This window comes from Stutzerimonas sp. C6.4V, from assembly GCF_058536345.1.
Window position 1 is genome coordinate 663,117 of record NZ_JBZUBM010000001.1, and the last position, 24,650, is coordinate 687,766.

Below are 24,650 nucleotides of genomic sequence, written 5' to 3' on the forward strand. Positions count from 1 at the left end.
GGGTAGGCGATCAGGCCGAAGTGCGAGCAATGGTATCGTCGCTGCGCAGGGTCAGGATTTCATACCCGTCGGAGGTGACCACAATGGTGTGCTCCCACTGAGCTGACAGCTTGCGGTCCTTGGTGATGGCCGTCCAGCCGTCTCCCAGCAGTCGGGTCTCGGACCGACCCTGGTTGATCATCGGCTCGATGGTGAAGGTCATGCCTTCCGCCAGCTCCAGTCCGGTCCCGGCACGGCCATAGTGGAGAACCTGAGGTTCTTCGTGGAAGACCTTGCCAATACCGTGGCCACAATATTCACGAACAACGGAGAAGCCATTCTTTTCGGCGTGCTTCTGAATGACTTCGCCGATATCGCCAAGCCGCGCGCCGGGCCGGACGATCTCGATACCTTTATAGAGGCATTCCTGAGTGACCTTGCACAGGCGCTCTGCCCACTCGGGCGCTTTGCCCACCAGGAACATCTTGCTGGTGTCCCCATGATAGCCATCCTTGATGACGGTAATGTCGATGTTAAGAATGTCGCCATCCTTCAATGGTTTGTCGTTGGGAATGCCATGGCAGACCACATGATTGATGGACGTACAGATCGACTTTGGATAGCCCTTGTAATTGAGCGGGGCGGGGATGGCCTGTTGTACGTTGACGATGTGGTCGTGGCAGCGGCGGTCCAGCTCTTCGGTAGTCACACCCGGCTTGACGTACTCACCAATCATTTCGAGCACCTCTGCAGCCAGGCGGCCTGCGATGCGCATCTTCTCGATATCTTCAGGGGTCTTGATGGAAACGGTCATGCAATCCTCTTGGCGCCAAGAGGCGCTGGCTGAAAAAATTGAGCAGATGATAAACCAAACAGCCCTGCAGCTGCAGGCGGCCGGGGAGGCTGATCAGTCGATGCGATGCGTTGCTTCTGGTGGTTGCGAGCCGGTTATGGTTGGCCGCGCTAGCCTCTTGCCGGTCTTTGTGCTATAAAACGCGCCGCTCTGCGGGACTACCCGCCGAGCCTGACCCCACACACGTGTCGGCACGGTATCCTGGGTGCTCGAAAGAGTTGGATATCGGGACGCGTGGAGGCCTAACCCGACTTATTCTGAGGAAGTCCCATGTCTCAAGTCACCATGCGCGATATGCTGAAGGCCGGTGTGCACTTCGGCCACCAGACCCGTTACTGGAACCCGAAAATGAACAAGTACATTTTCGGTGCGCGCAACAAGATTCATATCGTCAACCTTGAAAAAACCCTGCCGATGTTCAACGACGCGCTGCGTTTCGTTGAGAAGCTGGCGGCCGGCAAGAACAAGATTCTGTTCGTTGGCACCAAGCGTTCCGCTGGCAAGATCGTTCGCGAAGAAGCCACGCGTTGCGGCTCTCCGTACGTCGATCATCGCTGGTTGGGCGGCATGCTGACCAACTACAAGACCATTCGCGCCTCGATCAAGCGCCTGCGTGAGCTGGAAACCCAGTCTCAGGACGGTACCTTCGAGAAGCTGACCAAGAAAGAAGCGCTGATGCGTACCCGTGATCTGGAAAAACTGGATCGCAGCCTGGGCGGCATCAAGGATATGGGTGGTCTGCCCGACGCGATGTTCGTAGTCGACGTCGATCATGAGCGCATTGCCATCTCCGAAGCCAACAAGCTCGGTATTCCGGTCATTGGTATCGTCGACACCAACAGCAGCCCGGAAGGCGTCGACTACATCATTCCCGGTAACGATGATGCCATCCGCGCCGTGCAACTCTATCTGAGCTCGATGGCTGATGCAGTCCTGCGCGGTCGCCAGAATGGCGCTGGCGGTGCTGACGAGTTCGTCGAAGAGGCAGCTCCCGAGGCCGCACAAGGCTGAGCGAGACTGTCGCCTAGCTGATACCCGTTGAACAAGAAGGGGGCTATGCCCCCTTTTTGCCACTTCCGAATTGATCGCCTGACCAAGAGGCGATGATCGAAAATCGAATCGAGAGGATTTGCGAACATGGCAGAGATCACTGCAGCCCTGGTTAAAGAACTGCGCGAGCGCACTGGCCAAGGCATGATGGATTGCAAAAAGGCACTCACCGCTGCTGGCGGCGACATCGAAAAAGCCATTGATGACATGCGTGCCGCTGGCGCGATCAAGGCAGCCAAGAAGGCGGGCAACATTGCTGCCGAAGGCGCCATTGCAGTCAAGGTCGCTGATGACAATAAGCGCGCCGTGATTATCGAAGTCAACTCGCAGACCGACTTCCTGGCTCTGCAGGACGACTTCAAGAACTTCGTCAGCAACAGTGTCGAGAAAGCCTTCGCCGAGAAGATGACCGATGCAGCTCCGCTGATCGCCGCCCAGGAAGCGGATCGTGAAGCGCTGGTGGCCAAGTGTGGCGAAAACGTCAACATCCGCCGGCTGACCACCGTTGAAGCCGATCTGGTCGGTGCCTACCTGCATGGCCATCGCATCGGTGTGCTGGTAGCCCTGAAGGGCGGCAGCGTCGAGTTGGCCAAGGAGATCGCCATGCACGTCGCGGCCAGCAACCCCCAGTTCCTGGATCCGTCGCAGGTATCTGAGGAGGCCGTTGCCAAGGAGAAGGAAATCTTCCTGGCCCTGAACGAGGACAAGATCAAGGGCAAGCCAGCGGAAATCGTCGAGAAGATGGTCGCCGGTCGCATCAGCAAGTTCCTGGCTGAAGCCAGCCTTGTCGAGCAGGCCTTCGTCAAGGACCCGGAAATCAAGGTTGGTGAGCTGGCGAAGAAGGCCGGTGCCGAAATCGTTTCCTTCGTTCGTTACGAAGTAGGCGAAGGTATCGAGCGCGCTGAAGTTGACTTCGCTGCAGAAGTTGCTGCTCAGGTAGCTGCTACCAAGCAGTAATACGCTTAGTTGACCTCGAAGAGGCTGCCCGCTCACGCGCGCGGCCTCTTTGTCGAACTGAAGCCCGGAAATTGTTTATTTGTCACGATATAGTCATCGCTCGGCACCAAGCCGCAGCTTCGCTGTCATAGCGCAGATATTTTCTGGCTGTACGGCCAGGTCAGTCATACAAACGCCGCAGGAGAAACAACGCCAATGGCTCAGCAGATGAGTGCACGCAATCCTCGCTACAAACGCATTCTGCTCAAATTAAGCGGCGAAGCCCTGATGGGCTCGGAAGACTTCGGCATAGACCCCAAGGTACTGGATCGCATGGCCCTTGAAGTCGGCCAGTTGGTCGGAATCGGCGTGGAGGTAGGGCTTGTCATCGGCGGCGGAAACCTGTTCCGTGGCGCGGCGCTGTCGGCTGCCGGCATGGATCGTGTCACGGGCGATCACATGGGAATGCTGGCTACGGTCATGAACTCCCTCGCCATGCGCGACGCGCTGGAGCGTTCGAATATTCCGGCACTCGTCATGTCGGCCATATCCATGGTAGGCGTCACCGATCACTACGATCGTCGCAAGGCTATGCGTCACCTGAAAAGTGGTGAGGTGGTGATTTTCTCTGCCGGTACCGGCAATCCATTCTTTACTACCGATTCGGCAGCGTGTCTGCGCGCCATTGAAATACATGCCGACGTCGTGCTGAAGGCCACGAAGGTCGACGGTGTTTATACTGCTGACCCGTTCAAGGATCCGAACGCGGAGAAATTCGAGCAGCTGACATACGACGACGTACTCGACCGCAAGCTCGGCGTGATGGATCTGACGGCCATCTGCCTGTGTCGTGACCACGACATGCCGCTACGGGTCTTCAACATGAACAAGCCAGGCGCCCTGCTCAATATCGTGCTCGGTGGCGCTGAAGGAACCCTGATCGAGGAACCTAAACAATGATCAACGAGATCAAGCAGGATGCGCAGGAGCGCATGAAAAAAACGCTGGAGTCGCTGGGTCACGCCTTTGCCAAGATCCGTACCGGCCGGGCTCATCCAAGCATTCTGGATGGTGTGATGGTGTCCTACTACGGCAGCGATACTCCGCTGCGCCAGATCGCCAACGTGACAGCCGAAGACTCGCGGACCCTGGCGCTGACGATTTTTGATCGCAGCATGATCCAGGCGGTCGAGAAAGCCATCATGACTTCCGACCTCGGCCTTAATCCGGCCACTGCTGGTACTACCATTCGAGTGCCGATGCCGGCGCTGACCGAGGAGACGCGCAAGGGCTACACCAAGCAGGCCCGCGCCGAAGCTGAAAACGCCCGGGTCGCCGTGCGCAACATTCGCCGTGATGCCATCGCACAGCTCAAGGACCTGGTGAAAGAGAAGGAAATCAGCGAAGACGAGGAACGTCGCGGTCAGGATGACGTTCAAAAGCTGACTGACAAGTACGTTGCGGAGATCGACAAGGCATTGGAAGGCAAAGAAAGCGACCTGATGGCCGTTTGACATTGCTTCGTCAGGTCATGTTCGTATCGCTCATGTCGGGGCGGGTCAGCAGTTCAGGAGCTGGCACGCAAGGGGTTAACCAGCTGTATCCCCGGGAACTGTCATTGGCAGTTGCTCCTATTGTTCGCAGCGTGTTTGAGCGCAGGTAGAGTCGTTTCATGGAAAAGGTCAGGCAGATTGCCGGGCGGAATGTACCCCGTCATGTCGCAATCATCATGGATGGCAACAATCGCTGGGCAAAACGGCGCCTATTGCCTGGTGTGGCCGGTCACAAGGCTGGTGTGGACGCGGTTCGTGCGGTGATCGAAGTTTGCGCTGAAGCGGGAGTCGAGGTGCTGACTCTTTTCGCGTTCTCCAGTGAAAACTGGCAGCGGCCAGCCGACGAAGTAGGCGCCTTGATGGAGCTTTTCCTCAGTGCCCTCAGGCGCGAAGCACGGAAGCTGAATGATAACGACATCAGCTTGCGCATCATTGGTGACCGTTCCCGCTTTCATCCCGAACTGCAAGCCGCCATGCTTGAAGCTGAAGAGATGACGGCAGGCAGCGGTCGTTTCGTGCTGCAGGTGGCAGCCAACTATGGCGGGCAGTGGGACATTCTCCAGGCTGCGCAGCGAATGGCCCGAGAGGCGCAAGCGGGGCGTTTGAATCCGGACCAAGTCACGCCGGCGTTATTCCAGGAATATCTTGCCACCGGGGGCATGCCGTTACCTGACCTGTGTATTCGTACCGGCGGTGAGCACCGCATCAGCAACTTTCTGTTGTGGCAGCTTGCCTATGCCGAGTTGTATTTCTCCGATCTGTTCTGGCCAGATTTCAAGCACGACGCGATGCGCACGGCGCTAGCAGACTTCGCCCGTCGGCAGCGCCGTTTCGGGAAGACGGGTGACCAGGTCGCAATCGAGGTTCGTGCAGAATGCTGAAGCAACGCATCATCACTGCGGCCATTCTTCTGCCGATCGCACTGATTGGCTTCTTCCTTCTGGAAGGGCTGGCTTTCGCTCTGTTCATCGGCGTCGTCGTGGTGCTGGGGGCATGGGAATGGGCGCGTCTGGCGGGATTCACCGACCAGATGGTGCGGGTCCTGTATGCGCTGGCTGTCGCCTTACTGCTGGCTGGGCTGTATCTGGCCCCTTCATGGGCGCCTTGGCTGCTGGCAATCAGTGTGCTGTGGTGGTTGTTTGCGTTGGCCTTGGTCCTCGGTTACCCCGAGAGCCAGCGCCATTGGGGTGGTCGTCTCGGCAGTCTGGGTATTGGCTTGCTGGTTCTGTTGCCCGCGTGGCAAGGGTTGGTTCTGCTCAAGCAGTGGCCTCAGGGCAACTGGTTGATCGTTGCGGTCATGGTCCTGGTCTGGGGGGCTGATATCGGCGCCTATGCCGCTGGCAAGACCTTTGGTAGGCGCAAACTCGCGGCTCGGGTCAGCCCCGGCAAGAGCTGGGAAGGGCTGATCGGCGGCCTGATCGCTAGTCTGCTCATCACTGCGGGCGTCGGGCTCTATCACGGCTGGTCTGCACGGGAATTGGTACTTGCCCTGCTGGGCGCCGCCTTGGTGGTGGTGATTTCCGTGGTAGGTGACTTGACAGAAAGCATGTTCAAGCGCAGTTCGGGGGTCAAGGACAGTAGTCACTTGCTGCCCGGGCATGGTGGTGTGCTGGATCGCATCGACAGTCTGACCGCTGCCGTTCCGGTGTTCACCGTTCTGCTGTGGCTCGCTGGGTGGGGCGTGTGGTGAGAGCTCCCCTGCAGGTCACGGTGCTAGGCGCCACAGGCTCGATCGGCCTGAGTACTCTGGATGTCATATCGCGTCATCCCGACCGCTATCAGGCTTTCGCGCTGACCGCCTACAGCCGGGTTCCAGAGCTTCGCGACCTATGCCGGCGTTATCAACCACGGTATGCGGTGGTTGCTGAAAGCGATCAGGCGTTAATGCTGCAAGGCCAGCTGAAGGAAGACGGCTTGGCAACCGAGGTGCTGATAGGTGAGGCGGGGCTAAGCGAGGTGGCCGCACACCCTGATGTCGATGCAGTGATGGCTGCCATCGTAGGTGCTGCAGGCTTGCGCCCAACGCTGTCTGCGGTGCAAGCGGGTAAGCGCGTGCTGCTGGCCAACAAGGAAGCGCTGGTCATGTCTGGTGCGCTCTTCATGCAGGCCTTGCGTGAGAGCAAGGCGGTGTTGCTACCGATCGACAGCGAGCACAATGCGATATTCCAGTGCCTGCCCGGCGATTATTCCCAAGGACTCGCCAAGGTCGGTGTCAGGCGGATCCTTCTGACCGCCTCCGGCGGGCCGTTTCGCGGTATGCCTCAGGACCAGCTGGCCACTGTCACCGTCGAGCAGGCCTGTGCTCACCCGAACTGGTCCATGGGACGCAAGATATCTGTCGACTCGGCGAGCATGATGAACAAGGGGCTTGAGCTGATCGAGGCATGCTGGCTGTTCGATGCGCGGCCCGATCAGGTGGAGGTAGTCGTCCACCCACAGAGCGTCATCCATTCGATGGTCGACTACATCGATGGGTCTGTTCTTGCCCAGCTGGGCAATCCCGACATGCGCACGCCGATCGCTCATGCGCTCGCCTGGCCGGAACGTATCGATTCGGGTGTGTCAGCATTGGATCTGCTGCAAATCGGGCGCCTGGATTTCGAGGCCCCTGACCCACAGCGGTTTCCCTGCCTGCGCATCGCCAGGCAAGCAGCAGAGGTGGGCGGGACGGCGCCCGCCATGCTCAATGCAGCGAATGAAGTGGCAGTGGACGCTTTCCTCGATGGCCGCATTCGCTTTACTGAAATCGCGAGTATGATCCAGGACACTCTTGAGGCCCAGGCTTCCGTCCCGGTTCGCTGCCTGGATGATGTTCTTGCTGCGGACCAGCAGGCTCGCCGACTGGCTTGTAGCTGGTTGCAGCGTCGCGATAGGTAGAGAGAGGCTACGCGCGTCGTTCAGCTAAGACGCCTTGGCGGATTCGACAGGGCCTGAAGCCTGCAGCTTATAAACCGCCTTTTTGGGCAGAGGACATTATGGGCGCGTTGTACATGATCGTTGGCACCCTCGTTGCGCTGGGTGTTCTGGTTACCTTCCACGAGTACGGGCATTTCTGGGTCGCGCGCCGTTGTGGTGTCAAGGTGCTGCGTTTTTCGGTTGGGTTCGGTCGGCCCTTGCTTCGTTGGCATGACAGGCAGGGGACCGAATTTGTCGTCGCAGCCATTCCTCTCGGCGGTTACGTGAAGATGCTTGACGAGCGCGAGGGCGACGTTCCGCCTGCGCTGATGGATCAGGCCTTCAACCGTAAGACTGTCAAACAGCGGTTTGCCATCGTCTCGGCCGGACCCATTGCCAACTTCCTGCTCGCGCTGTTGTTCTTCTGGGCGCTTGCCATGCTGGGCAGCGAGCAGGTTCGGCCGGTGGTTGGCGCGGTCGAGGTAGGCAGCCTCGCGGAACGCGGCGGTCTTGCGGCAGGCCAGGAAATTCTTGAAATCAATGGCAAGACCATTTCGGGTTGGGCTGACGTCAACCTGCAGCTGGTGCGTCGTCTCGGTGAAAGCGGGTCCCTGAGCCTGCTTGTCCGTAGCGTAGAGGGAGGTGAGGCGCAGAGCGTCGAGCTCGAACTGGTCGACTGGCTCAAAGGCGCCGAAGAGCCTGATCCGATCAAGTCGCTGGGTATCCGCCCGTGGCGCCCGGTTGTCGAACCTGTCGTAGCTCAGCTTGACCCCGAAGGGCCGGCGCAGGCTGCCGGGGTTCTTCTTGGTGATCGTCTCGCCACACTGAACGGCAGACCACTTGGTGAATGGCAGGAAGTGATCGATCAGGTCAGGCCCTTGCACGGCCAGTCAGTGATGCTGGGGATTGAACGTGATGGGCAGCGCCTTGAGCTGCCAGTGACATTAGCTGAGCGCGGCGACGGCGAAAACCGTAGAGGCTATCTGGGGGCGGGCGTATCAGCAGGTGAATGGCCGGATGAAATGCTTCGAAACGTCAGCTTCGGGCCGGTCGAAGCCATCGGTGAAGGGCTGCGCCGCACTTGGACAATGAGCATCCTGACGCTGGATTCACTGAAGAAAATGCTCTTTGGGGAGCTCTCGGTAAAAAACTTGAGCGGCCCGATAACCATTGCTAAAGTGGCGGGCGCTTCTGCACAGTCCGGCGTGGGCGACTTCCTGAACTTCCTCGCCTACCTGAGCATAAGTCTTGGGGTACTCAATCTATTGCCTATCCCCGTTCTGGATGGAGGGCATCTGCTCTTCTATCTGGTCGAGTGGGTCCGTGGACGTCCCTTGTCGGACAGAGTTCAGGGATGGGGCGTACAGATCGGTATCAGCCTGGTTGTCGGCGTGATGCTGCTTGCGTTGGTCAACGACCTTGGCCGCCTTTAACCGCCATTTACCTTGATGTCGCCGCGCCAAGCGCAGGTTCAATTATCAGGTTTGAAAAGAAAGGACTTCATGAAACGTCTGCTGCTACCTGCGGTTATTTCCGCACTGATGATTGCCGAAGTTCACGCCGAGTCCTTCACCATCTCCGATATACGTGTCAACGGTCTGCAGCGTGTCTCTGCTGGCAGTGTTTTCGGTGCGCTGCCGTTGAACGTGGGCCAGGCTGCCGATGACAGTCGCCTGGTCGATGCTACCCGCGCTCTGTTCCGTACGGGTTTTTTCGAAGACATTCAGCTCGGTCGTGAAGGTGACGTGCTGGTGATCAACGTTGTCGAGCGCCCCTCGATCTCAGGCATCGAAATCGATGGCAACAAGGCGATCAAGACCGAAGATCTGCTTTCCGGTCTGCAACAGTCCGGCCTTGCCGAGGGCGAAATATTCCAGCAGGCCACCCTTGAAGGTGTGCGCAACGAGTTGCAGCGGCAGTATGTTGCCCAGGGACGTTATTCGGCCACCATCGAGACAGAAGTGGTGCCACAGCCGCGTAACCGCGTCGCCCTGAAGATAGATATCAACGAAGGGTCGGTTGCTGCGATCAAGCACATCAATGTCGTGGGAAATTCAGTCTTCCCCGATGAAGATCTGACTGATCTATTCGAACTCAAGACCAGCAACTGGCTGTCGTTCTTCCGCAATGATGACAAGTACGCCCGGGAAAAGCTCTCAGGCGACCTTGAACGCCTGCGTTCCTACTATCTGGATCGCGGTTATATCAACATGGACATCACCTCCACCCAGGTCTCCATTACCCCGGACAAGAAAGACGTCTATGTTACGGTCAACATTGCCGAAGGGGATCGTTACACGGTCAGTGATGTCAAGCTGAGCGGGGATCTCAAGGTTCCGCAGGAAGAGCTGCAATCGCTGCTGCTGGCGAAGGGAGGTCAGGTTTTTTCGCGAAAAGTCATGACCACCACGTCGGAGCTGATCACGCGACGCCTGGGTAATGAGGGTTATACCTTCGCCAACGTCAACGGCGTGCCCGAAACCAACGATGAAAACAATACTGTCTCGATCACCTTCGTTGTTGATCCTGGCAAGCGCGCCTACGTAAATCGCATTAATTTCCGCGGCAACACCAAGACTGAGGATGAAGTGCTTCGTCGCGAAATGCGCCAGATGGAAGGCGGCTGGGCGTCGACCTACCTGATCGATCAGTCCAAGACGCGCCTCGAGCGGTTGGGGTTTTTCAAGGAAGTTAACGTCGAAACGCCACAGGTCCCGGGCACCGACGACCAGATCGATGTGAACTATAGCGTCGAAGAACAGCCTTCTGGTTCGATCATGGCGAGTATCGGTTTTGCCCAGAACGCCGGCCTGATCCTCGGTGGATCGATCAGTCAGAATAACTTCCTTGGTACCGGCAACCGGGTCAGCCTGGGACTGACGCGCAGCGAATACCAGTCGCGCTACAACTTCGGTTTCGTCGACCCCTACTGGACCGAAGACGGCGTCAGCCTCGGCTATAACGCCTTCTATCGAACCACCGATTACGACGAGCTGGACTACGACGTTTCCAGCTACTCGGTCGACAGCTTGGGCGGTGGTGTGAATATCGGCTATCCGATCAGCGAGACTTCGCGGTTGTCGTTTGGTCTATCTGCACAACAAGACACGATTGATACAGGCCGTTACACGGTCGACGAAATCTTCGATTTCATGGAGGCAGAAGGCGACAGTTATCTCAATTTCAAGGCGTCCGTGGGGTGGTCTGAGTCGACTTTGAACCGCGGCGTTCTGGCAACTCGGGGACATTCGCAAAGCCTTTCCCTTGAAACAACCATTCCAGGCAGCGATTTATCCTTCTACAAGCTGGATTACAACGCCCAGTTGTTCCTGCCAGTGACCCAAACTTACACCATGCGCTTGCATACCCAGTTGGGTTATGGCGATGCATATGGCTCGACGTCCCGCTTGCCGTTCTATGAGCATTACTACGCCGGCGGCTTTAATTCGGTTCGTGGGTTCGAAGACAGTAGTCTCGGTCCGCGCAGTACTCCTAGCCGGGGAGAGGGTAATCCTGGCGGAAGGCCCGGAACTATTGCTGACCCGGACCAAGATGCGCTTCCATTCGGCGGAAACGTGCTGATCCAGGGCGGCGTCGAAGTGCTTTTCCCCATGCCGTTCGTCAAGGATCAACGTTCGTTGCGGACTTCGGTGTTCTGGGACGTCGGTAACGTCTACGATACGAACTGCCCATCGGACTCAGCCAAGTGCAGTGACATAGATATCGGCGACATGGCCAGCTCGGTTGGTGTGGGCCTTACCTGGATTACGGCCATGGGACCCTTGAGCTTCAGCTTGGCCATGCCAGTAATGAAGCCGGACGATGCTGATACCCAGGTATTCCAGTTCTCGCTTGGCCAAACCTTTTAATCATCTGGAGCCTTGCTCCAGCGCATTCATGAAGAGTGGTATTTACCGTGCGTAAGTTGACCCAACTGCTTGTTGTTGCCGCTGCTCTAGTGGCGACCCCCGCATTCGCGGAAATGAAAATCGCAGTTATGAATTATCAGATGGCTTTGCTTGAATCTGACGCTGCCAAACGCTACTCGGTTGACGCAGAAAAGAAATTCGGCCCGCAGCTGGAAAAACTCAAGGGGCTGGAAAGTGATGCCAAGCGTATCCAGGACCGCCTGGGCAAGGACGGTGATAAGATGCAGCAAGCCGAGCGTGAGCGTCTAGAGCTCGAATTCAAGCAAAAAGCACGTGACTTCCAGTTCTTGTCAAAGGAGCTGAACGAATCCAAGGCTTCCGCTGACCGGGACATGCTCAAGCAACTCAAGCCGAAGCTCGACAAGGCTGTAGAAGAAGTCATCAAGAAAGGCGACTACGATCTGGTGCTCGAGCGCGGTGCGGTAGTTGATGTCAAGCCGCAGTACGACATCACTCGCCAGGTCATCGAGCGCATGAATCAGCTGCGCTGATGGAGCAGGTGTCTTATACCCTTGGTGACCTGGCTGAGCGGCTAGGTGCCACCTTGCGAGGCGAAGCAGGCCAGCGGGTATCAGGCCTGGCAACGCTGCAGGACGCGGGCCCAGACCAGCTGACCTTCTTGGCCAACGCCCAGTACCGCAAGTTTCTCCAGAGCACGCGCGCCGGCGCCGTTCTGCTTACCCAGAAAGATGCCGAAGACTACGCTGGCACTGCGCTCATTGTTGCCAATCCGTACCTTGCCTATGCGCAGATATCTCACGTCTTCGAAACGAGACCCCGGCCCGCTGCCGGTGTCCACCCCAGCGCTATCGTAGATGCCAGCGCTGATGTTGATCCTTCGGCCACTATCGGCGCTCAGTCGGTAATCGAGGCAGGGGCGTGGATTGGTCCTGATGTAATCGTTGGTGCTCAATGTTATGTCGGGGCTCGCAGCCGGATTGGTGCAGGCGGACGCCTTTCGCCACGTGTGACCCTCTGTCACGACGTCTGGATAGGCGAGCGCGTAGTGATTCAGCCGGGCGCGGTGATCGGTGGCGAAGGATTCGGTTTTGCCAATCAGCAAGGCAGCTGGGAGAAGATTGCCCAGCTAGGCGGGGTGCGTATCGGTGATGATGTGGAAATTGGTGCGAACACCACCATCGATCGGGGCGCACTTTCCGACACCTTGATTGGAAACGGCGTGAAACTGGACAACCAGATCATGATTGCCCACAACGTGCAGATCGGTGACAACACGGCGATGGCTGGCTGTACGGGCATCTCCGGGAGCACCAAGATCGGGCGCAACTGCATGATCGCCGGGGGGGTTGGGCTCGTTGGGCATATCGAGGTGTGCGATAACGTATTCATTACCGGGATGACCATGGTTACCCGGTCCATCACGGAGCCCGGTAGTTATTCGTCGGGCACCGCCATGCAACCAGCCTCCGAGTGGCGCAAGAGCGCTGCTCGCATTCGTCATCTTGACGACATGGCGCGTCGCCTGCAGAGCGTAGAAAAACGCCTGTCCGCCGTGACCTCGAGCGGGGATTCGTCTTCAGATGCCTGACCTTATCGTCTGATTACTCGCCGGTCATCATGACCGGCGAGTTGCCGCTTTGATGGCGTGCCAGCACTTCCTACTCATTACAGGCTTTTTCATCCCATGATGGATATCAACGAGATTCGCGAATACCTTCCTCACCGTTACCCGTTCTTGCTGGTTGATCGGGTGGTGGAGCTTGATATAGAAGTCAAGCGGGTTCGCGCCTATAAGAATGTCACCATCAACGAGCCTTTTTTCAACGGGCACTTTCCGCAGCATCCCATCATGCCCGGCGTTCTTATTATCGAAGCCATGGCCCAGGCTGCCGGGCTGCTCGGTTTCAAGATGATGGGAGTCAAGCCAGCCGACGGTACGCTCTATTATTTTGTCGGGTCAGACAAGTTGCGTTTCCGGCAGCCGGTAGTGCCAGGTGATCAGCTGATTCTCGAGGCTTCCTTCATCAGTGCCAAGCGCGGAATCTGGAAATTCGACTGTCGCGCCAGCGTCGACGGCAAGACGGTCTGCTCGGCAGAAATCATCTGTGCGGAACAGAAGATATGAGTTTGATCGACCCTCGTGCGATCGTCGATCCGGCTGCCCGACTGGCTGATAACGTTCAGGTCGGGCCATGGTCGATCATCGGCCCGGACGTCGAAATAGGCGAGGGAACAGTGATCGCCTCCCACGTGGTCCTCAAGGGGCCGACGCGCATCGGTCGTCATAACCGCATTTTTCAGTTTTCCTCGGTCGGCGAGGACACGCCGGATCTCAAGTACAAGGGCGAGCCGACTCGGCTGGTCATTGGAGATCACAACGTTATCCGCGAAGGCGTGACAATCCATCGGGGTACCGTACAGGATCGAAGTGAAACCACCATTGGCGACCACAACCTGATCATGGCGTATGCCCATATCGGCCACGACAGCGTTATCGCCAATCACTGCATCCTCGTCAATAACACTGCTCTGGCCGGGCATGTGCATGTTGGTGATTGGGCCATACTGTCCGGCTATACGCTGGTCCATCAGTATTGTCATATCGGCGCTTACAGTTTCTCCGGAATGGGGACTGCAATTGGCAAGGACGTTCCTGCATTCGTCACGGTATTTGGCAATCCGGCCGAGGCACGCGGCATGAACTTCGAAGGTATGCGCCGGCGCGGGTTCAGTGCCGAGGCGATCATGGCACTGCGTAACGCATACAAGGTCGTGTATCGCCGGGGATTGACCGTTGACGTGGCGCTTGCCGAATTGGCCGACGACGCAAGGATCTTCACCGAGGTCGCTCTGTTTCGCGACTCGATACAGGCGTCCAACCGCGGCATCACCCGCTGATCATGTCCAGGCCATTGACGGTTGCACTGGTAGCTGGCGAGGCGTCCGGCGATATCCTGGGTGCGGGGCTGATGCAGGCCATCAGAGCCCAGAGGCCGGATGTCGAATTCGTTGGCGTGGGTGGTCCGCGAATGGAGGCCCTGGGGCTCAAATCCTACTTTCCCCTCGAACGCCTCGCCGTCATGGGGCTGGTCGAGGTGCTCGGACGCTTGCCGGAGTTGCTGGCTCGCCGTAAGCGCCTGGTGCGTACGCTGCTCGAGGTGCGCCCCGACGTGTTTGTTGGCATTGATGCACCGGACTTCAACCTCGATCTGGCGCACAAGCTGCGTCGCGCCGGAATCAAGACCGTACATTACGTCAGTCCCTCGGTGTGGGCGTGGCGACAGAAGCGTGTCCTGAAGATCCGCGACGCCTGTGACCTCATGTTGACGCTGTTCCCATTCGAGGCGAAGTTCTACGACGAACATCAGGTAAAGGTGCGTTTTGTGGGGCATCCGTTGGCCGATACCATTGCGCTGACGACTGACCGAGCTGCTGCGCGCCAGGCGCTGGGTCTGCCTCAGACCGGGTTGATCGTGGCTTTGATGCCTGGCAGTCGGGGTGGGGAGGTTGCGCGGCTGGGGCCCCTGTTTCTCGATGCGGCTGATCGACTTCGCTCCATGCGACTGGGTATCCGCTTCGTGTTGCCCTGTGCCACTCCAGAGCGCCGGCTTCAGCTGGAACAAATGCTGGCGGGTCGAGATCTGCCATTGACCTTGCTTGACGGCCATTCGCATGAAGCGTTGGCGGCATGTAACGCGGTATTGATCGCGTCCGGTACGGCGACCCTCGAAGCGCTGTTGTACAAACGGCCCATGGTGGTCGCCTATAGCGTCGCACCGCTGACCTTCCGTATTCTCCGAAGCATGGTCAAAAGCCCATACGTGGCCTTGCCCAACTTGCTCGCTCAACGGCAGCTGGTGCCGGAACTGCTTCAGGATGCTGCGACGCCAGACGCGATGGCGCAGCGACTGTCCTCCCTGCTGGATAATGGTGATGTCCAGACGGAGGGGTTTGACGCCATTCACCGCACGCTTCGTTGCGATGCGTCCACCCAGGCGGCCGCTGCCGTGCTTGAGCTTGCTGGGACGCAATGATGCAAATCGGGCTGGATTTCAAACTGGTCGAAGACCTGGTGGCGGGGGTGGATGAGGTGGGGCGGGGCCCTCTCTGCGGGCCGGTGGTGACCGCGGCGGTCATTCTCGATCCCAGGCGCCCGATCAAGGGCCTCAACGACTCGAAGAAGCTGACTGAAGCACGGCGCGAAGCGCTGTTTGACGAGATCTGTGAAAAGGCGCTGGCCTGGTGCATTGCCCGAGCAGAAGTTGACGAAATAGATCGGCTTAACATTCTTCATGCCACCATGCTGGCGATGCAGCGGGCAGTCGAAGGCTTGAGCGTAACGCCGCGGATGGCGCTGATCGACGGCAACCGCTGTCCCAAGCTATCGGTTCCGAGTGCGCCGGTGATCCAGGGTGATGGTCAGGTCCCCGCCATTGCTGCCGCCTCGATTCTGGCCAAGGTCAGTCGAGACCGTGAAATGTGTGCTCTGGATCTCTGCTACCCCGGTTACGGGCTGTCAGGTCACAAAGGCTATCCGACGCCTGCCCACCTTGAAGCCTTGCGTCGACTGGGTCCGACCATCATCCACCGTCGTTCCTTCGCGCCGGTGCGTGTCCTGCTCGAGCAAGCAGCTGAAGGTTTTGAGCTTGAAGCCTGAGGTCTTCAGCTCCTCACTTATTCCGCTACAATCCTGCCCCGTCGTTCCGCCAGTCCCAGGTCCCGCCATGCCCGTTTCTTTTGTCCATCTCCGTTTGCACACCGAATACTCCCTCGTCGATGGGCTGGTTCGCGTCAAGCCGCTGGTCAAGACGGTGGCAGGCGCCGGCATGCCGGCTGTAGCCGTGACGGACCAGAGCAACATGTGTTCGCTGGTCAAGTTCTACAAAGCGGCCCAGGGGGCCGGTATCAAGCCGATCTGTGGTGCCGATATCTGGTTGGCCGGCCGTGATGAGGATGGTCCGCTCACCCGCCTGACACTGCTGGCGATGAATGCCAAGGGTTATCGCAACCTTACCGAGCTGGTCTCGCGCGGCTGGACCGAGGGGCAGCGCAACGATCAGATCATCATCGAGCGAGACTGGGTCAAGGCTGGCGCGGAGGGTTTGATCGCACTCTCCGGCGCCAAGGAGGGGGAGATCGGTCATGCGTTGCTTGATGGTGAGGATGCGCTGGCCGAGGCACTAGCGGCCGAATGGCAGGCGGTCTTCCCGCAACGCTTCTACTTGGAAATACAGCGCACCAGCCGCGTCAATGACGAAGAGCATTTGCATGCCGCCGTGGCTCTGTCACAACGCTGCGGGGTGCCACTGGTCGCCACGAACGACGTTCGATTCCTCAGGCAGGAAGATTTTGAAGCACACGAAACACGTGTCTGTATCGGTGAGAGCCGTACCCTCGATGATTCACGGCGACCGCGCAACTACTCCGACCAGCAGTACCTGAAAACGCCCGAAGAGATGTGGGCACTGTTCAGTGATCTTCCCGAGGCGCTGGAAAACACCGTCGAAATCGCCAAGCGATGCAACATCGAGGTGCAGCTCGGCACCTACTTCCTCCCGGACTTCCCGGTGCCGGACGGGATGACCATGGATGAGTACTTTCGCAAGGTCTCGTTCGACGGCCTCGAAGAGCGCCTCCAAGTGCTCTTGCCCAAGGATACGCCGGACTACGAGGCGAAGAAGCAGGTCTACGTCGACCGGCTCAATTTTGAGCTCGACATCATCATCCAGATGGGTTTCCCCGGTTATTTCCTGATCGTCATGGACTTCATCCAGTGGGCGAAGAACAACGGCGTGCCGGTGGGGCCTGGCCGGGGATCGGGTGCAGGTTCGCTGGTCGCCTACGTGCAGAAGATCACCGACCTGGATCCGCTGGCCTACGATCTGCTGTTCGAGCGATTCCTCAATCCTGAACGGGTATCCATGCCCGACTTCGACGTCGACTTTTGCATGGACGGTCGTGACCGGGTCATCGATTACGTTGCGGAAAAATATGGCCGCAACGCGGTCAGTCAGATCATCACCTTTGGCACCATGGCGGCCAAGGCCGTGGTGCGCGATGTGGCGCGGGTTCAGGGCAAGTCCTACGGACTGGCCGATCGCCTCTCGAAGATGATTCCCTTCGAGGTCGGCATGACACTCGAAAAAGCCTACGAGATGGAGGAGCCGCTGCGCGACTTCCTGGCCGTAGATGAAGATGCCCGTGAAATCTGGGAGATGGCGCTCAAGCTCGAAGGCATCACCCGAGGCACCGGCAAGCATGCCGGTGGCGTGGTGATTGCGCCCACCAAGCTCACGGACTTCGCTCCGATCGCCTGCGATGACGAGGGCGGCAGCCTGGTGACCCAGTTCGACAAGGACGACGTCGAACAGGCCGGTCTGGTCAAGTTCGACTTCCTCGGTCTGCGTACCCTGACCATCATCAAGTGGGCGATGGAGACGATCAATCGGGAGCAGGCCAAGAAGGGCCTGGAACCGCTGAATATCGACTTCATCCCATTGGATGACAAGCCGACCTTCTCGCTGCTGCAAAAGGCCGAAACCACGGCGGTGTTCCAGCTTGAATCCCGCGGCATGAAAGAGCTGATCAAGAAGCTCAAGCCGGACTGCCTGGAAGACCTGATCGCCCTCGTGGCGCTGTTCCGTCCGGGCCCGTTGCAGTCGGGCATGGTGGACGACTTCATCAACCGTAAGCACGGCCGCGCGGAAATTTCCTACCCGCACTCGGACTACCAGTACGAAGGCCTCAAGCCAGTGCTCGCTCCGACCTACGGCATCATCCTGTACCAGGAACAAGTGATGCAGATCGCCCAGGTCATGGGCGGCTATACCCTCGGCCAGGCGGACATGCTGCGCCGCGCCATGGGTAAGAAAAAGCCGGAGGAAATGGCCAAGCAACGCGGTGGCTTCATCGAGGGCTGTGCCAGCAACGGCATTGATGCGGATCTTGCGGGCAACATCTTTGACCTGGTGGAAAAATTCGCGGGTTATGGCTTCAACAAGTCGCACTCGGCGGCCTATGGCCTGGTCTCGTACCAGACTGCATGGCTCAAGGCACATCATCCATCCCCCTTCATGGCCGCCGTGCTGTCTGCGGATATGCACAACACAGACAAGGTGGTCACGCTGATCGAAGAGTGCCGCAGCATGAAGCTGCGCATCGACGCGCCGGATGTGAACAATTCCGAATTCAAGTTCACGGTCAACGACGAAGGCCGGATCATCTACGGTCTCGGTGCCATCAAGGGCGTGGGCGAAGGGCCGGTGGAGGCCATCTGTGAATGCCGCAATGAGGGCGGACCGTTCAAGGACCTGTTTGATTTCTGCGGCCGAGTGGATCTGAAACGCATCAACAAGCGCACCCTTGAAGCGTTGATCCGAGGCGGCGCGCTGGACCGCCTGGGACCTTACTTCTCCGATGAGCCCAAGGCCTACCAGGCCAACATCGACCGTAACCGTGCGGTGCTGCTGTCGGCAATGGAAGAAGCCATCCAGGCCGCCGAACAGACGGCGCGTAGTCTGGACAGTGGCCATGCGGACCTGTTCGGTGGACTGTTCGCCGAGCCGGAGGCGGACGTTTATGCCAACCATCGTAAAGCCCGCGAGTTGTCCTTGAAGGAGCGCCTGAAAGGGGAAAAGGACACGCTGGGGCTGTATCTCACAGGTCATCCGATCGACGAGTACGAGGGTGAGGTACGCCGCTTCGCCCGCCAGCGGATCATCGACCTGCGCCCTGCTCGTGGCGAACAGACCATTGCTGGCCTGATCGTCAACCTGCGGGTAATGAAAAACAAGAAAGGCGACAAGATGGGCTTCATTACGCTTGATGACCGTTCGGGGCGCATCGAGGCCTCGCTATTTGCCGAAGCCTTCAACAGTGCCCAGGCCCTGTTGCAGACCGATGCTCTGGTGGTTGTCGAGGGCGAGGTGAGCAATGATGACTTCTCGGGCGGCCTGCGCCTGCGAGCCAAGCGAGTGATGAGCCTGGAGGAAGCGCGCACGGGGCTGGCAGAGAGCCTGAGGGTGAAGGTTGCCAGTGATGCGCTAAAGGGCGACCGGGTACGCTGGCTGGCTGATGTCTGTGGTCGGCATCGTGGCGCATGCCCGATCACGCTGGAATACACTGGCGCTGACGCTAGGGCTCTGTTGCAGTTCGGCGAAAGCTGGCGAATCGACCCTGCCGACAACTTGATTCAGGCGTTGCGTGACCAGTTCGGCCGCGACAACGTCTTTCTGCAATACCGATAGCGGGACGTGGCGGATCTGCGGGATGCCGTGTGATCCAGATTACGTTCCGAATCGGCCCGATCGTGGATCGGGTCTGATCTGAACATTTTGTTCGACCTGAATGCGTCCGTCCCGTAAGGTAGGGCGCAAAAAACGGAACAGCTCCCGGCCGCCTGGCCGTCGACGCATGACGGATGCCTATGAACCCGAATTTTCTCGATTTCGAACAGCCGATCGCCGACCTGCAAGCCAAGATCGAAGAATTGCGCCTGGTTGGTAACGACAACTCGCTGAACATCGGCGATGAGATCGCCCGCCTCAAGGATAAGAGCGAGTCGCTCACCGAGAGCATCTTCGGCAACTTGACCAGCTGGCAGATTGCGCGCTTGGCTCGCCACCCTCAGCGACCATATACGCTGGACTACATCAGCCATCTGTTCACCGAGTTCGAAGAGCTGCACGGTGATCGCCATTTTTCCGATGACGCTGCGATCGTTGGCGGTACCGCCCGGCTGAACGGTGAACCGGTGATGGTCATCGGTCACCAGAAGGGTCGGGAGGTCCGCGAGAAGGTGCGTCGCAACTTCGGTATGCCGCGTCCCGAGGGTTATCGCAAGGCCTGCCGCCTGATGGAAATGGCTGAGCGGTTCAAGATGCCGATTCTTACCTTCATTGACACACCTGGCGCCTATCCCGGTATTGACGCCGAAGAGCGCAACCAGAGCGAAGCCATTGCCTGGAACCTGCGCGTGATGGCGCGCCTGAAGACCCCCATCATTGCCACCGTGATCGGCGAAGGGGGTTCGGGCGGAGCGCTGGCCATCGGTGTCTGTGACCAGCTGAACATGTTGCAGTACTCCACCTACGCTGTGATCTCGCCTGAAGGCTGCGCCTCGATTCTCTGGCGCACCGCCGACAAGGCACCCGAAGCAGCCGAGGCCATGGGTGTGACTGCCGAGCGGCTGAAGAATCTGGGGATCGTCGATAAGGTCATCTCCGAGCCGCTGGGTGGGGCCCACCGCAATCCCGCGGCAACCGCTGCCTCAATGCGCGAAGAGCTGACCGCGCAGCTCGAGATGCTCAAAGGGCTCGATACCGATGCTTTGCTGGCGCGGCGCTATGAGCGGCTGATGAGCTACGGTATCGCCTGATCATCTCCGGGCGAGCAACAGGAACGGCGGGCCTCCCGCCGTTTTTTTTTGTGTCTTGAGAATGGTCGCTACGGGTGCCCGCCCGCTTCGTACACGGGGTGGAATCGCTGCTGGCGCCTGGCCTGTCCCGGTTTATGCTGATGTCTGCATTTCCTGAGCTCCCAACGATGTCACTCGAGTCTCGCCTGTTCGACGTATTGCAATCCTGGCGTAGGGCGCCGCGCTGGCACGTGGCGTTCTCCGGCGGACTCGATTCGACCGTGCTGTTGCATGCGTTGGCCAGGCTATCCAGTCGCGAGCAGCTCCCTCCGATTACTGCGGTCCATGTTCATCATGGCTTGCAACCTGTCGCGGACCAGTGGCCGGCGCACTGTCTGTCGATCTGCGACGCGCTGGGTGTGCAGTCTGCAGGTCGTGCGCGTTCAGGTCGAGGCAGGTCCGAGCCTGGAACGCGCTGCCCGAAACGCGCGGTATGCCGCGTTCAGCGAACTGCTGGGCTCCTTGGAGGTAATGTTAACCGGGCAACATCGTGACGATCAGGCGGAAACCCTGCTGTTCCGTCTTTTTCGTGGTGCGGGCGTACGCGGGCTTGCTGGCATGCCGGCCGCGCGGCCGCTGGGCGATGGCTGGCTGGTTCGGCCACTGCTGGATGTCGGTCGCCACGAGCTTGAGGTCTATGCGCGGGAGCAGGGGCTTGCCTGGATAGAGGATCCAAGCAACCAGAGCATTGAACACGCACGAAACTACCTTCGTCACCATGTCATGCCGATGATCAGGCAGCGCTGGCCGGGCGCGTCGGGCAGCATGGTTCGCGCCGCAGGGCATCTGGCCGAGGCGCAGCATTTGCTGGATGAGCTTGCCGATGCCGATCTTCAGTCCGCGCGGCTGGGAGGGGACCATCAATGGCTGAAGGTGCCCAGTCTCTGTCTGCCATCTCTGAAAGCGCTTAGTCCTGCGCGTCAGCGCAATGCAATGCGTCACTGGTTGGCGGGCATGACGCCGCTTCCAGACAGTGAGCATTGGGCCGGTTGGGAGGCGTTGCGCGATGCTGCACTGGATGCCGCACCGGTCTGGCGCCTGGCTAAGGGTGAGCTGCATCGAGGGAATGAGCGAATCTGGTGGCTTTCTGGCGCCTGGCTGGTCACGCCAACAGCTGCGGTGGACTGGTCGGATCCGGCCACCGACCTGCAGCTGCCGGGGAACGGCTGCCTGCGCCTGGTGGGTTGCGCTGACAAGGGGCCGCTGCAGGTGCGCTATCGCCGTGGTGGGGAGGTTATGGTGCTGCCTGGTCGAGGGCGACGCGATCTCAAGAGGCTTCTCAATGAGACCGGCGTGCCGGGCTTCGTCCGCACGCGTCTGCCTTTGCTGTTTCTCGACGACGCGCTCGTTGCGGTAGCCAACCTGCCACAGTTCGATTGTCTGGGGCTGTCTTTGATCTGGACCCCGCCGGAGGATGGCAGGTTTGAGCTGATGGGGTCTTTCGAGTAGACTACGCTCCCGTCTCAATACAGCTTCTGCGGCTTTCTTCGAAAACCGTGGCAGTTGCGCTATTGCCGCTATCGGCGCAATGGCACCTTCGCTTTCCCCCGGCGGCGCTAGCCGCTTAACGCAGACTTCTAGGGTTTTTCATGACGCGCTACATCTTCGTCACGGGTGGTGTTGTTTCTTCATTGGGGAAAGGCATCGCCTCGGCTTCATTGGCGGCCATCCTGGAGGCGCGGGGCCTGAAGGTCACGATGCTCAAGCTTGACCCTTATATCAACGTCGATCCGGGCACCATGAGCCCGTTCCAGCACGGTGAGGTGTTCGTCACTCATGACGGAGCCGAGACCGATCTTGACCTGGGTCATTACGAGCGGTTCATCCGCACCACGATGACCAAGAGCAACAACTTCACCACCGGCCGCGTCTACGAAGACGTGCTGCGTCGTGAGCGTCGCGGCGACTACCTTGGCGCGACCATCCAGGTGATTCCGCACATCACTGACGAGATCAAACGCCGGATCATCAAGGGTGCCGGTGACGCTGACGTCGCTCTGGTGGAAGTCGGCGGCACGGTAGGCGATATCGAGTCGCAGCCTTTCCTCGAAGCGATCCGTCAGTTGCGCGTCGAAGTCGGCGCCAAGCGGGCCATGCTGATGCATCTGACGCTGGTGCCCTATATCGCCACCGCTGGCGAAACCAAGACCAAGCCAACCCAGCATTCGGTCAAGGAGCTGCGCTCCATCGGCCTGCAGCCGGATGTATTGGTTTGCCGCTCAGATCACCCGATCGACGTCTCCTCGCGTCGCAAGATTGCCCTGTTTACCAACGTCGAAGAGCGTGCGGTGATCAGCCTGGAAGACGTCGATACCATTTACAAGATCCCGGGCGTACTGCATGCCCAGGGACTGGATGACTTCGTGGTCGAGCGTTTTGGCCTGGAGTGCGGAGGTGCCGATCTGTCCGAGTGGGACCGCGTGGTAGATGCCAAGCTGAACCCCGAGAAAGAAGTGACCATCGCCATGGTCGGCAAGTACATGGAACTTCTGGATGCGTACAAATCTCTGATCGAGGCCATGAGCCACGCCGGCATCCAGAGCCGTACCAAAGTGAACCTTCGTTACATCGACTCCGAAGACATCGAGAACCAGGGCACCAGCCTGCTTGAGGGCATGGATGCGATTCTGGTTCCCGGTGGTTTCGGTCTGCGCGGCGTGGAAGGCAAGATTGCCACCGTCAGGTACGCCCGCGAGAACAAGATTCCTTATCTGGGTATCTGCCTTGGCATGCAGGTGGCGGTCATCGAGTTCGCCCGTGACGTGCTGGGCTGGACCGATGCCAACTCCACCGAATTCGACAAGAACAGCAGTCACCCGGTCGTGGGCCTGATCACCGAATGGGAAGATGCCACTGGTGCAGTGGAAACCCGCAGCGACGCCTCTGATCTGGGCGGAACCATGCGCCTGGGAGCCCAGGAATGTGGCCTCGAAGCTGGCTCCAACGTGTTCGCCTGCTATGGAAAGGAGCGTATCGTCGAGCGCCACCGCCATCGTTACGAAGTGAACAACAACCTGTTGCCGCAGCTGCAGGCGGCCGGCCTGAAAATTACGGGGCGCTCCGGCGACGGCGCGTTGGTCGAGGTGGTCGAGGCGCCGGACCATCCCTGGTTCGTAGCCTGCCAGTTCCACCCCGAATTCACCTCCACGCCGCGTGACGGTCATCCGCTGTTCAGCGGTTTCGTCAAAGCTGCGCTCGATTACAAGGCGGGCAAGGCATGACCCAGAAGATTATCCGCGTCGGCAATATCGAGATCGGCAACGACAAGCCGTTCGTGCTCTTCGGTGGCATGAACGTTCTCGAGTCTCGGGATCTGGCTCTGCAGATCTGCGAAACCTATGTAAAGGTCACCGAGAAGCTCGGTATCCCTTATATCTTCAAGGCCAGTTTCGACAAGGCCAACCGCTCCTCGATCAACTCCTTCCGCGGCCCGGGCCTGGAAGAGGGGATGCGCATCTTTGAAGACGTGAAGAAGACCTTCGGTGTCCCCGTGATTACCGATGTGCACGAGCCGCACCAGGCGCAGCCGGTGGCGGAAGTGTGCGACATCATTCAGCTCCCGGCTTTCCTTTCGCGCCAGACGGATCTGGTCGTTGCCATGGCCAAGACCGGTGCGGTGATCAATATCAAGAAGGCGCAGTTCCTCGCGCCGCAGGAAATGAAGCACATCCTCACCAAGTGCGAGGAAGCCGGTAACGATCAGCTGATCCTCTGCGAACGTGGCTCCTCGTTCGGCTACAACAATCTGGTGGTCGACATGCTCGGCTTCGACATCATGAAGCGGATGCAATATCCGGTGATTTTTGATGTCACACATGCGCTGCAGATGCCCGGCGGCCGTGCCGATTCGGCTGGTGGTCGCCGTGCCCAGGTCACGGATCTGGCCAAGGCCGGTCTCAGCCAGGGGCTTGCCGGTCTGTTCCTTGAAGCTCATCCCGATCCGGAAAAAGCCAAGTGCGACGGACCCTGCGCCCTGCGTCTGGACAAGCTCGAACCTTTCCTCACCCAGCTCAAGCAGCTGGATGAGCTGATCAAGAATTTTGCGCCAATCGAAACTGCTTGAAGCCTTGAAGCTATCT

At 59.0% G+C, this 24,650-nt stretch carries 20 protein-coding genes and 1 pseudogene; 20 read left to right on the plus strand and 1 reads right to left on the minus strand.

The features are described 5' to 3' along the window. Positions 1-10: 10 nt before the first annotated feature. Positions 11-793 carry a type I methionyl aminopeptidase gene (gene map, locus AC4LFW_RS03145; protein ID WP_491817726.1) on the minus strand — a complete coding sequence of 261 codons (783 nt, stop codon included), beginning with the start codon at positions 791-793 and terminating at the stop codon, positions 11-13. Between the two features lie 309 nt (positions 794-1,102). Here map and rpsB point away from each other — a divergent pair, with 309 nt between their 5' ends. The 20 genes and pseudogenes from rpsB (at position 1,103) to kdsA (ending at position 24,634) form a co-directional block, all read left to right on the plus strand. Next, positions 1,103-1,843 (plus strand): 30S ribosomal protein S2, encoded by a 741-nt coding sequence (gene rpsB / locus AC4LFW_RS03150; RefSeq protein ID WP_491817727.1) that lies wholly within the window; start codon positions 1,103-1,105, stop codon positions 1,841-1,843. Between the two features lie 126 nt (positions 1,844-1,969). Beyond that, positions 1,970-2,839: a translation elongation factor Ts gene (gene tsf, locus AC4LFW_RS03155; protein WP_491817729.1), complete on the plus strand. Its 870-nt coding sequence runs from the start codon at positions 1,970-1,972 to the stop codon at positions 2,837-2,839. Positions 2,840-3,034: 195 nt separating this feature from the next. After that, positions 3,035-3,778 carry a UMP kinase gene (gene pyrH, locus AC4LFW_RS03160; protein WP_491817731.1) on the plus strand — a complete coding sequence of 248 codons (744 nt, stop codon included), beginning with the start codon at positions 3,035-3,037 and terminating at the stop codon, positions 3,776-3,778. Further along, entirely contained in the window at positions 3,775-4,332 is a 558-nt protein-coding gene (gene frr, locus AC4LFW_RS03165; RefSeq protein WP_491817733.1) for a ribosome recycling factor, read from the plus strand. Before pyrH ends, frr begins: the two co-directional genes overlap by 4 nt. A gap of 158 nt (positions 4,333-4,490) precedes the next feature. Continuing rightward, positions 4,491-5,252 (plus strand): polyprenyl diphosphate synthase, encoded by a 762-nt coding sequence (uppS, locus tag AC4LFW_RS03170; protein ID WP_491817735.1) that lies wholly within the window; start codon positions 4,491-4,493, stop codon positions 5,250-5,252. Then, positions 5,246-6,061, plus strand: coding sequence for a phosphatidate cytidylyltransferase (locus AC4LFW_RS03175; RefSeq protein WP_491817737.1), 816 nt, complete (start codon positions 5,246-5,248; stop codon positions 6,059-6,061). Before uppS ends, AC4LFW_RS03175 begins: the two co-directional genes overlap by 7 nt. Continuing rightward, entirely contained in the window at positions 6,058-7,248 is a 1,191-nt protein-coding gene (ispC, locus tag AC4LFW_RS03180) for a 1-deoxy-D-xylulose-5-phosphate reductoisomerase (protein WP_491817739.1), read from the plus strand. Before AC4LFW_RS03175 ends, ispC begins: the two co-directional genes overlap by 4 nt. Positions 7,249-7,346: 98 nt before the next feature. After that, a complete protein-coding gene (gene rseP, locus AC4LFW_RS03185) occupies positions 7,347-8,699 on the plus strand; it encodes an RIP metalloprotease RseP (RefSeq protein WP_491817741.1) in 1,353 nt (450 codons plus the stop codon). 69 nt (positions 8,700-8,768) lie between these two features. Then, positions 8,769-11,135 (plus strand): outer membrane protein assembly factor BamA, encoded by a 2,367-nt coding sequence (gene bamA / locus AC4LFW_RS03190; protein WP_491817743.1) that lies wholly within the window; start codon positions 8,769-8,771, stop codon positions 11,133-11,135. Between the two features lie 47 nt (positions 11,136-11,182). Beyond that, positions 11,183-11,686 carry an OmpH/Skp family outer membrane protein gene (locus AC4LFW_RS03195; protein WP_484598849.1) on the plus strand — a complete coding sequence of 168 codons (504 nt, stop codon included), beginning with the start codon at positions 11,183-11,185 and terminating at the stop codon, positions 11,684-11,686. Beyond that, a complete protein-coding gene (gene lpxD / locus AC4LFW_RS03200; RefSeq protein WP_491820111.1) occupies positions 11,683-12,744 on the plus strand; it encodes a UDP-3-O-(3-hydroxymyristoyl)glucosamine N-acyltransferase in 1,062 nt (353 codons plus the stop codon). Before AC4LFW_RS03195 ends, lpxD begins: the two co-directional genes overlap by 4 nt. Before the next feature lie 96 nt (positions 12,745-12,840). Next, entirely contained in the window at positions 12,841-13,281 is a 441-nt protein-coding gene (gene fabZ / locus AC4LFW_RS03205; protein WP_491817746.1) for a 3-hydroxyacyl-ACP dehydratase FabZ, read from the plus strand. Next, positions 13,278-14,054 carry an acyl-ACP--UDP-N-acetylglucosamine O-acyltransferase gene (gene lpxA / locus AC4LFW_RS03210; RefSeq protein WP_491817748.1) on the plus strand — a complete coding sequence of 259 codons (777 nt, stop codon included), beginning with the start codon at positions 13,278-13,280 and terminating at the stop codon, positions 14,052-14,054. The genes fabZ and lpxA overlap by 4 nt, the downstream gene beginning before the upstream one ends. Before the next feature lie 2 nt (positions 14,055-14,056). Then, positions 14,057-15,190: a lipid-A-disaccharide synthase gene (gene lpxB, locus AC4LFW_RS03215; RefSeq protein WP_491817750.1), complete on the plus strand. Its 1,134-nt coding sequence runs from the start codon at positions 14,057-14,059 to the stop codon at positions 15,188-15,190. Next, positions 15,190-15,813 carry a ribonuclease HII gene (rnhB, locus tag AC4LFW_RS03220; protein ID WP_491817752.1) on the plus strand — a complete coding sequence of 208 codons (624 nt, stop codon included), beginning with the start codon at positions 15,190-15,192 and terminating at the stop codon, positions 15,811-15,813. The genes lpxB and rnhB overlap by 1 nt, the downstream gene beginning before the upstream one ends. 67 nt (positions 15,814-15,880) lie before the next feature. Next, positions 15,881-19,402 carry a DNA polymerase III subunit alpha gene (gene dnaE, locus AC4LFW_RS03225; RefSeq protein ID WP_491817754.1) on the plus strand — a complete coding sequence of 1,174 codons (3,522 nt, stop codon included), beginning with the start codon at positions 15,881-15,883 and terminating at the stop codon, positions 19,400-19,402. A gap of 179 nt (positions 19,403-19,581) precedes the next feature. Next, positions 19,582-20,532 (plus strand): acetyl-CoA carboxylase carboxyltransferase subunit alpha, encoded by a 951-nt coding sequence (locus tag AC4LFW_RS03230; protein WP_491817755.1) that lies wholly within the window; start codon positions 19,582-19,584, stop codon positions 20,530-20,532. Positions 20,533-20,699: 167 nt separating this feature from the next. Beyond that, positions 20,700-22,020: pseudogene (gene tilS / locus AC4LFW_RS03235) on the plus strand (tRNA lysidine(34) synthetase TilS). Positions 22,021-22,160: 140 nt separating this feature from the next. Next, a complete protein-coding gene (gene pyrG / locus AC4LFW_RS03240) occupies positions 22,161-23,792 on the plus strand; it encodes a CTP synthase (RefSeq protein ID WP_491817756.1) in 1,632 nt (543 codons plus the stop codon). After that, positions 23,789-24,634, plus strand: a complete 846-nt coding sequence (gene kdsA / locus AC4LFW_RS03245; RefSeq protein WP_491817758.1) for a 3-deoxy-8-phosphooctulonate synthase — start codon at positions 23,789-23,791, stop codon at positions 24,632-24,634. The genes pyrG and kdsA overlap by 4 nt, the downstream gene beginning before the upstream one ends. The last annotated feature ends 16 nt before the right edge of the window (positions 24,635-24,650 follow it).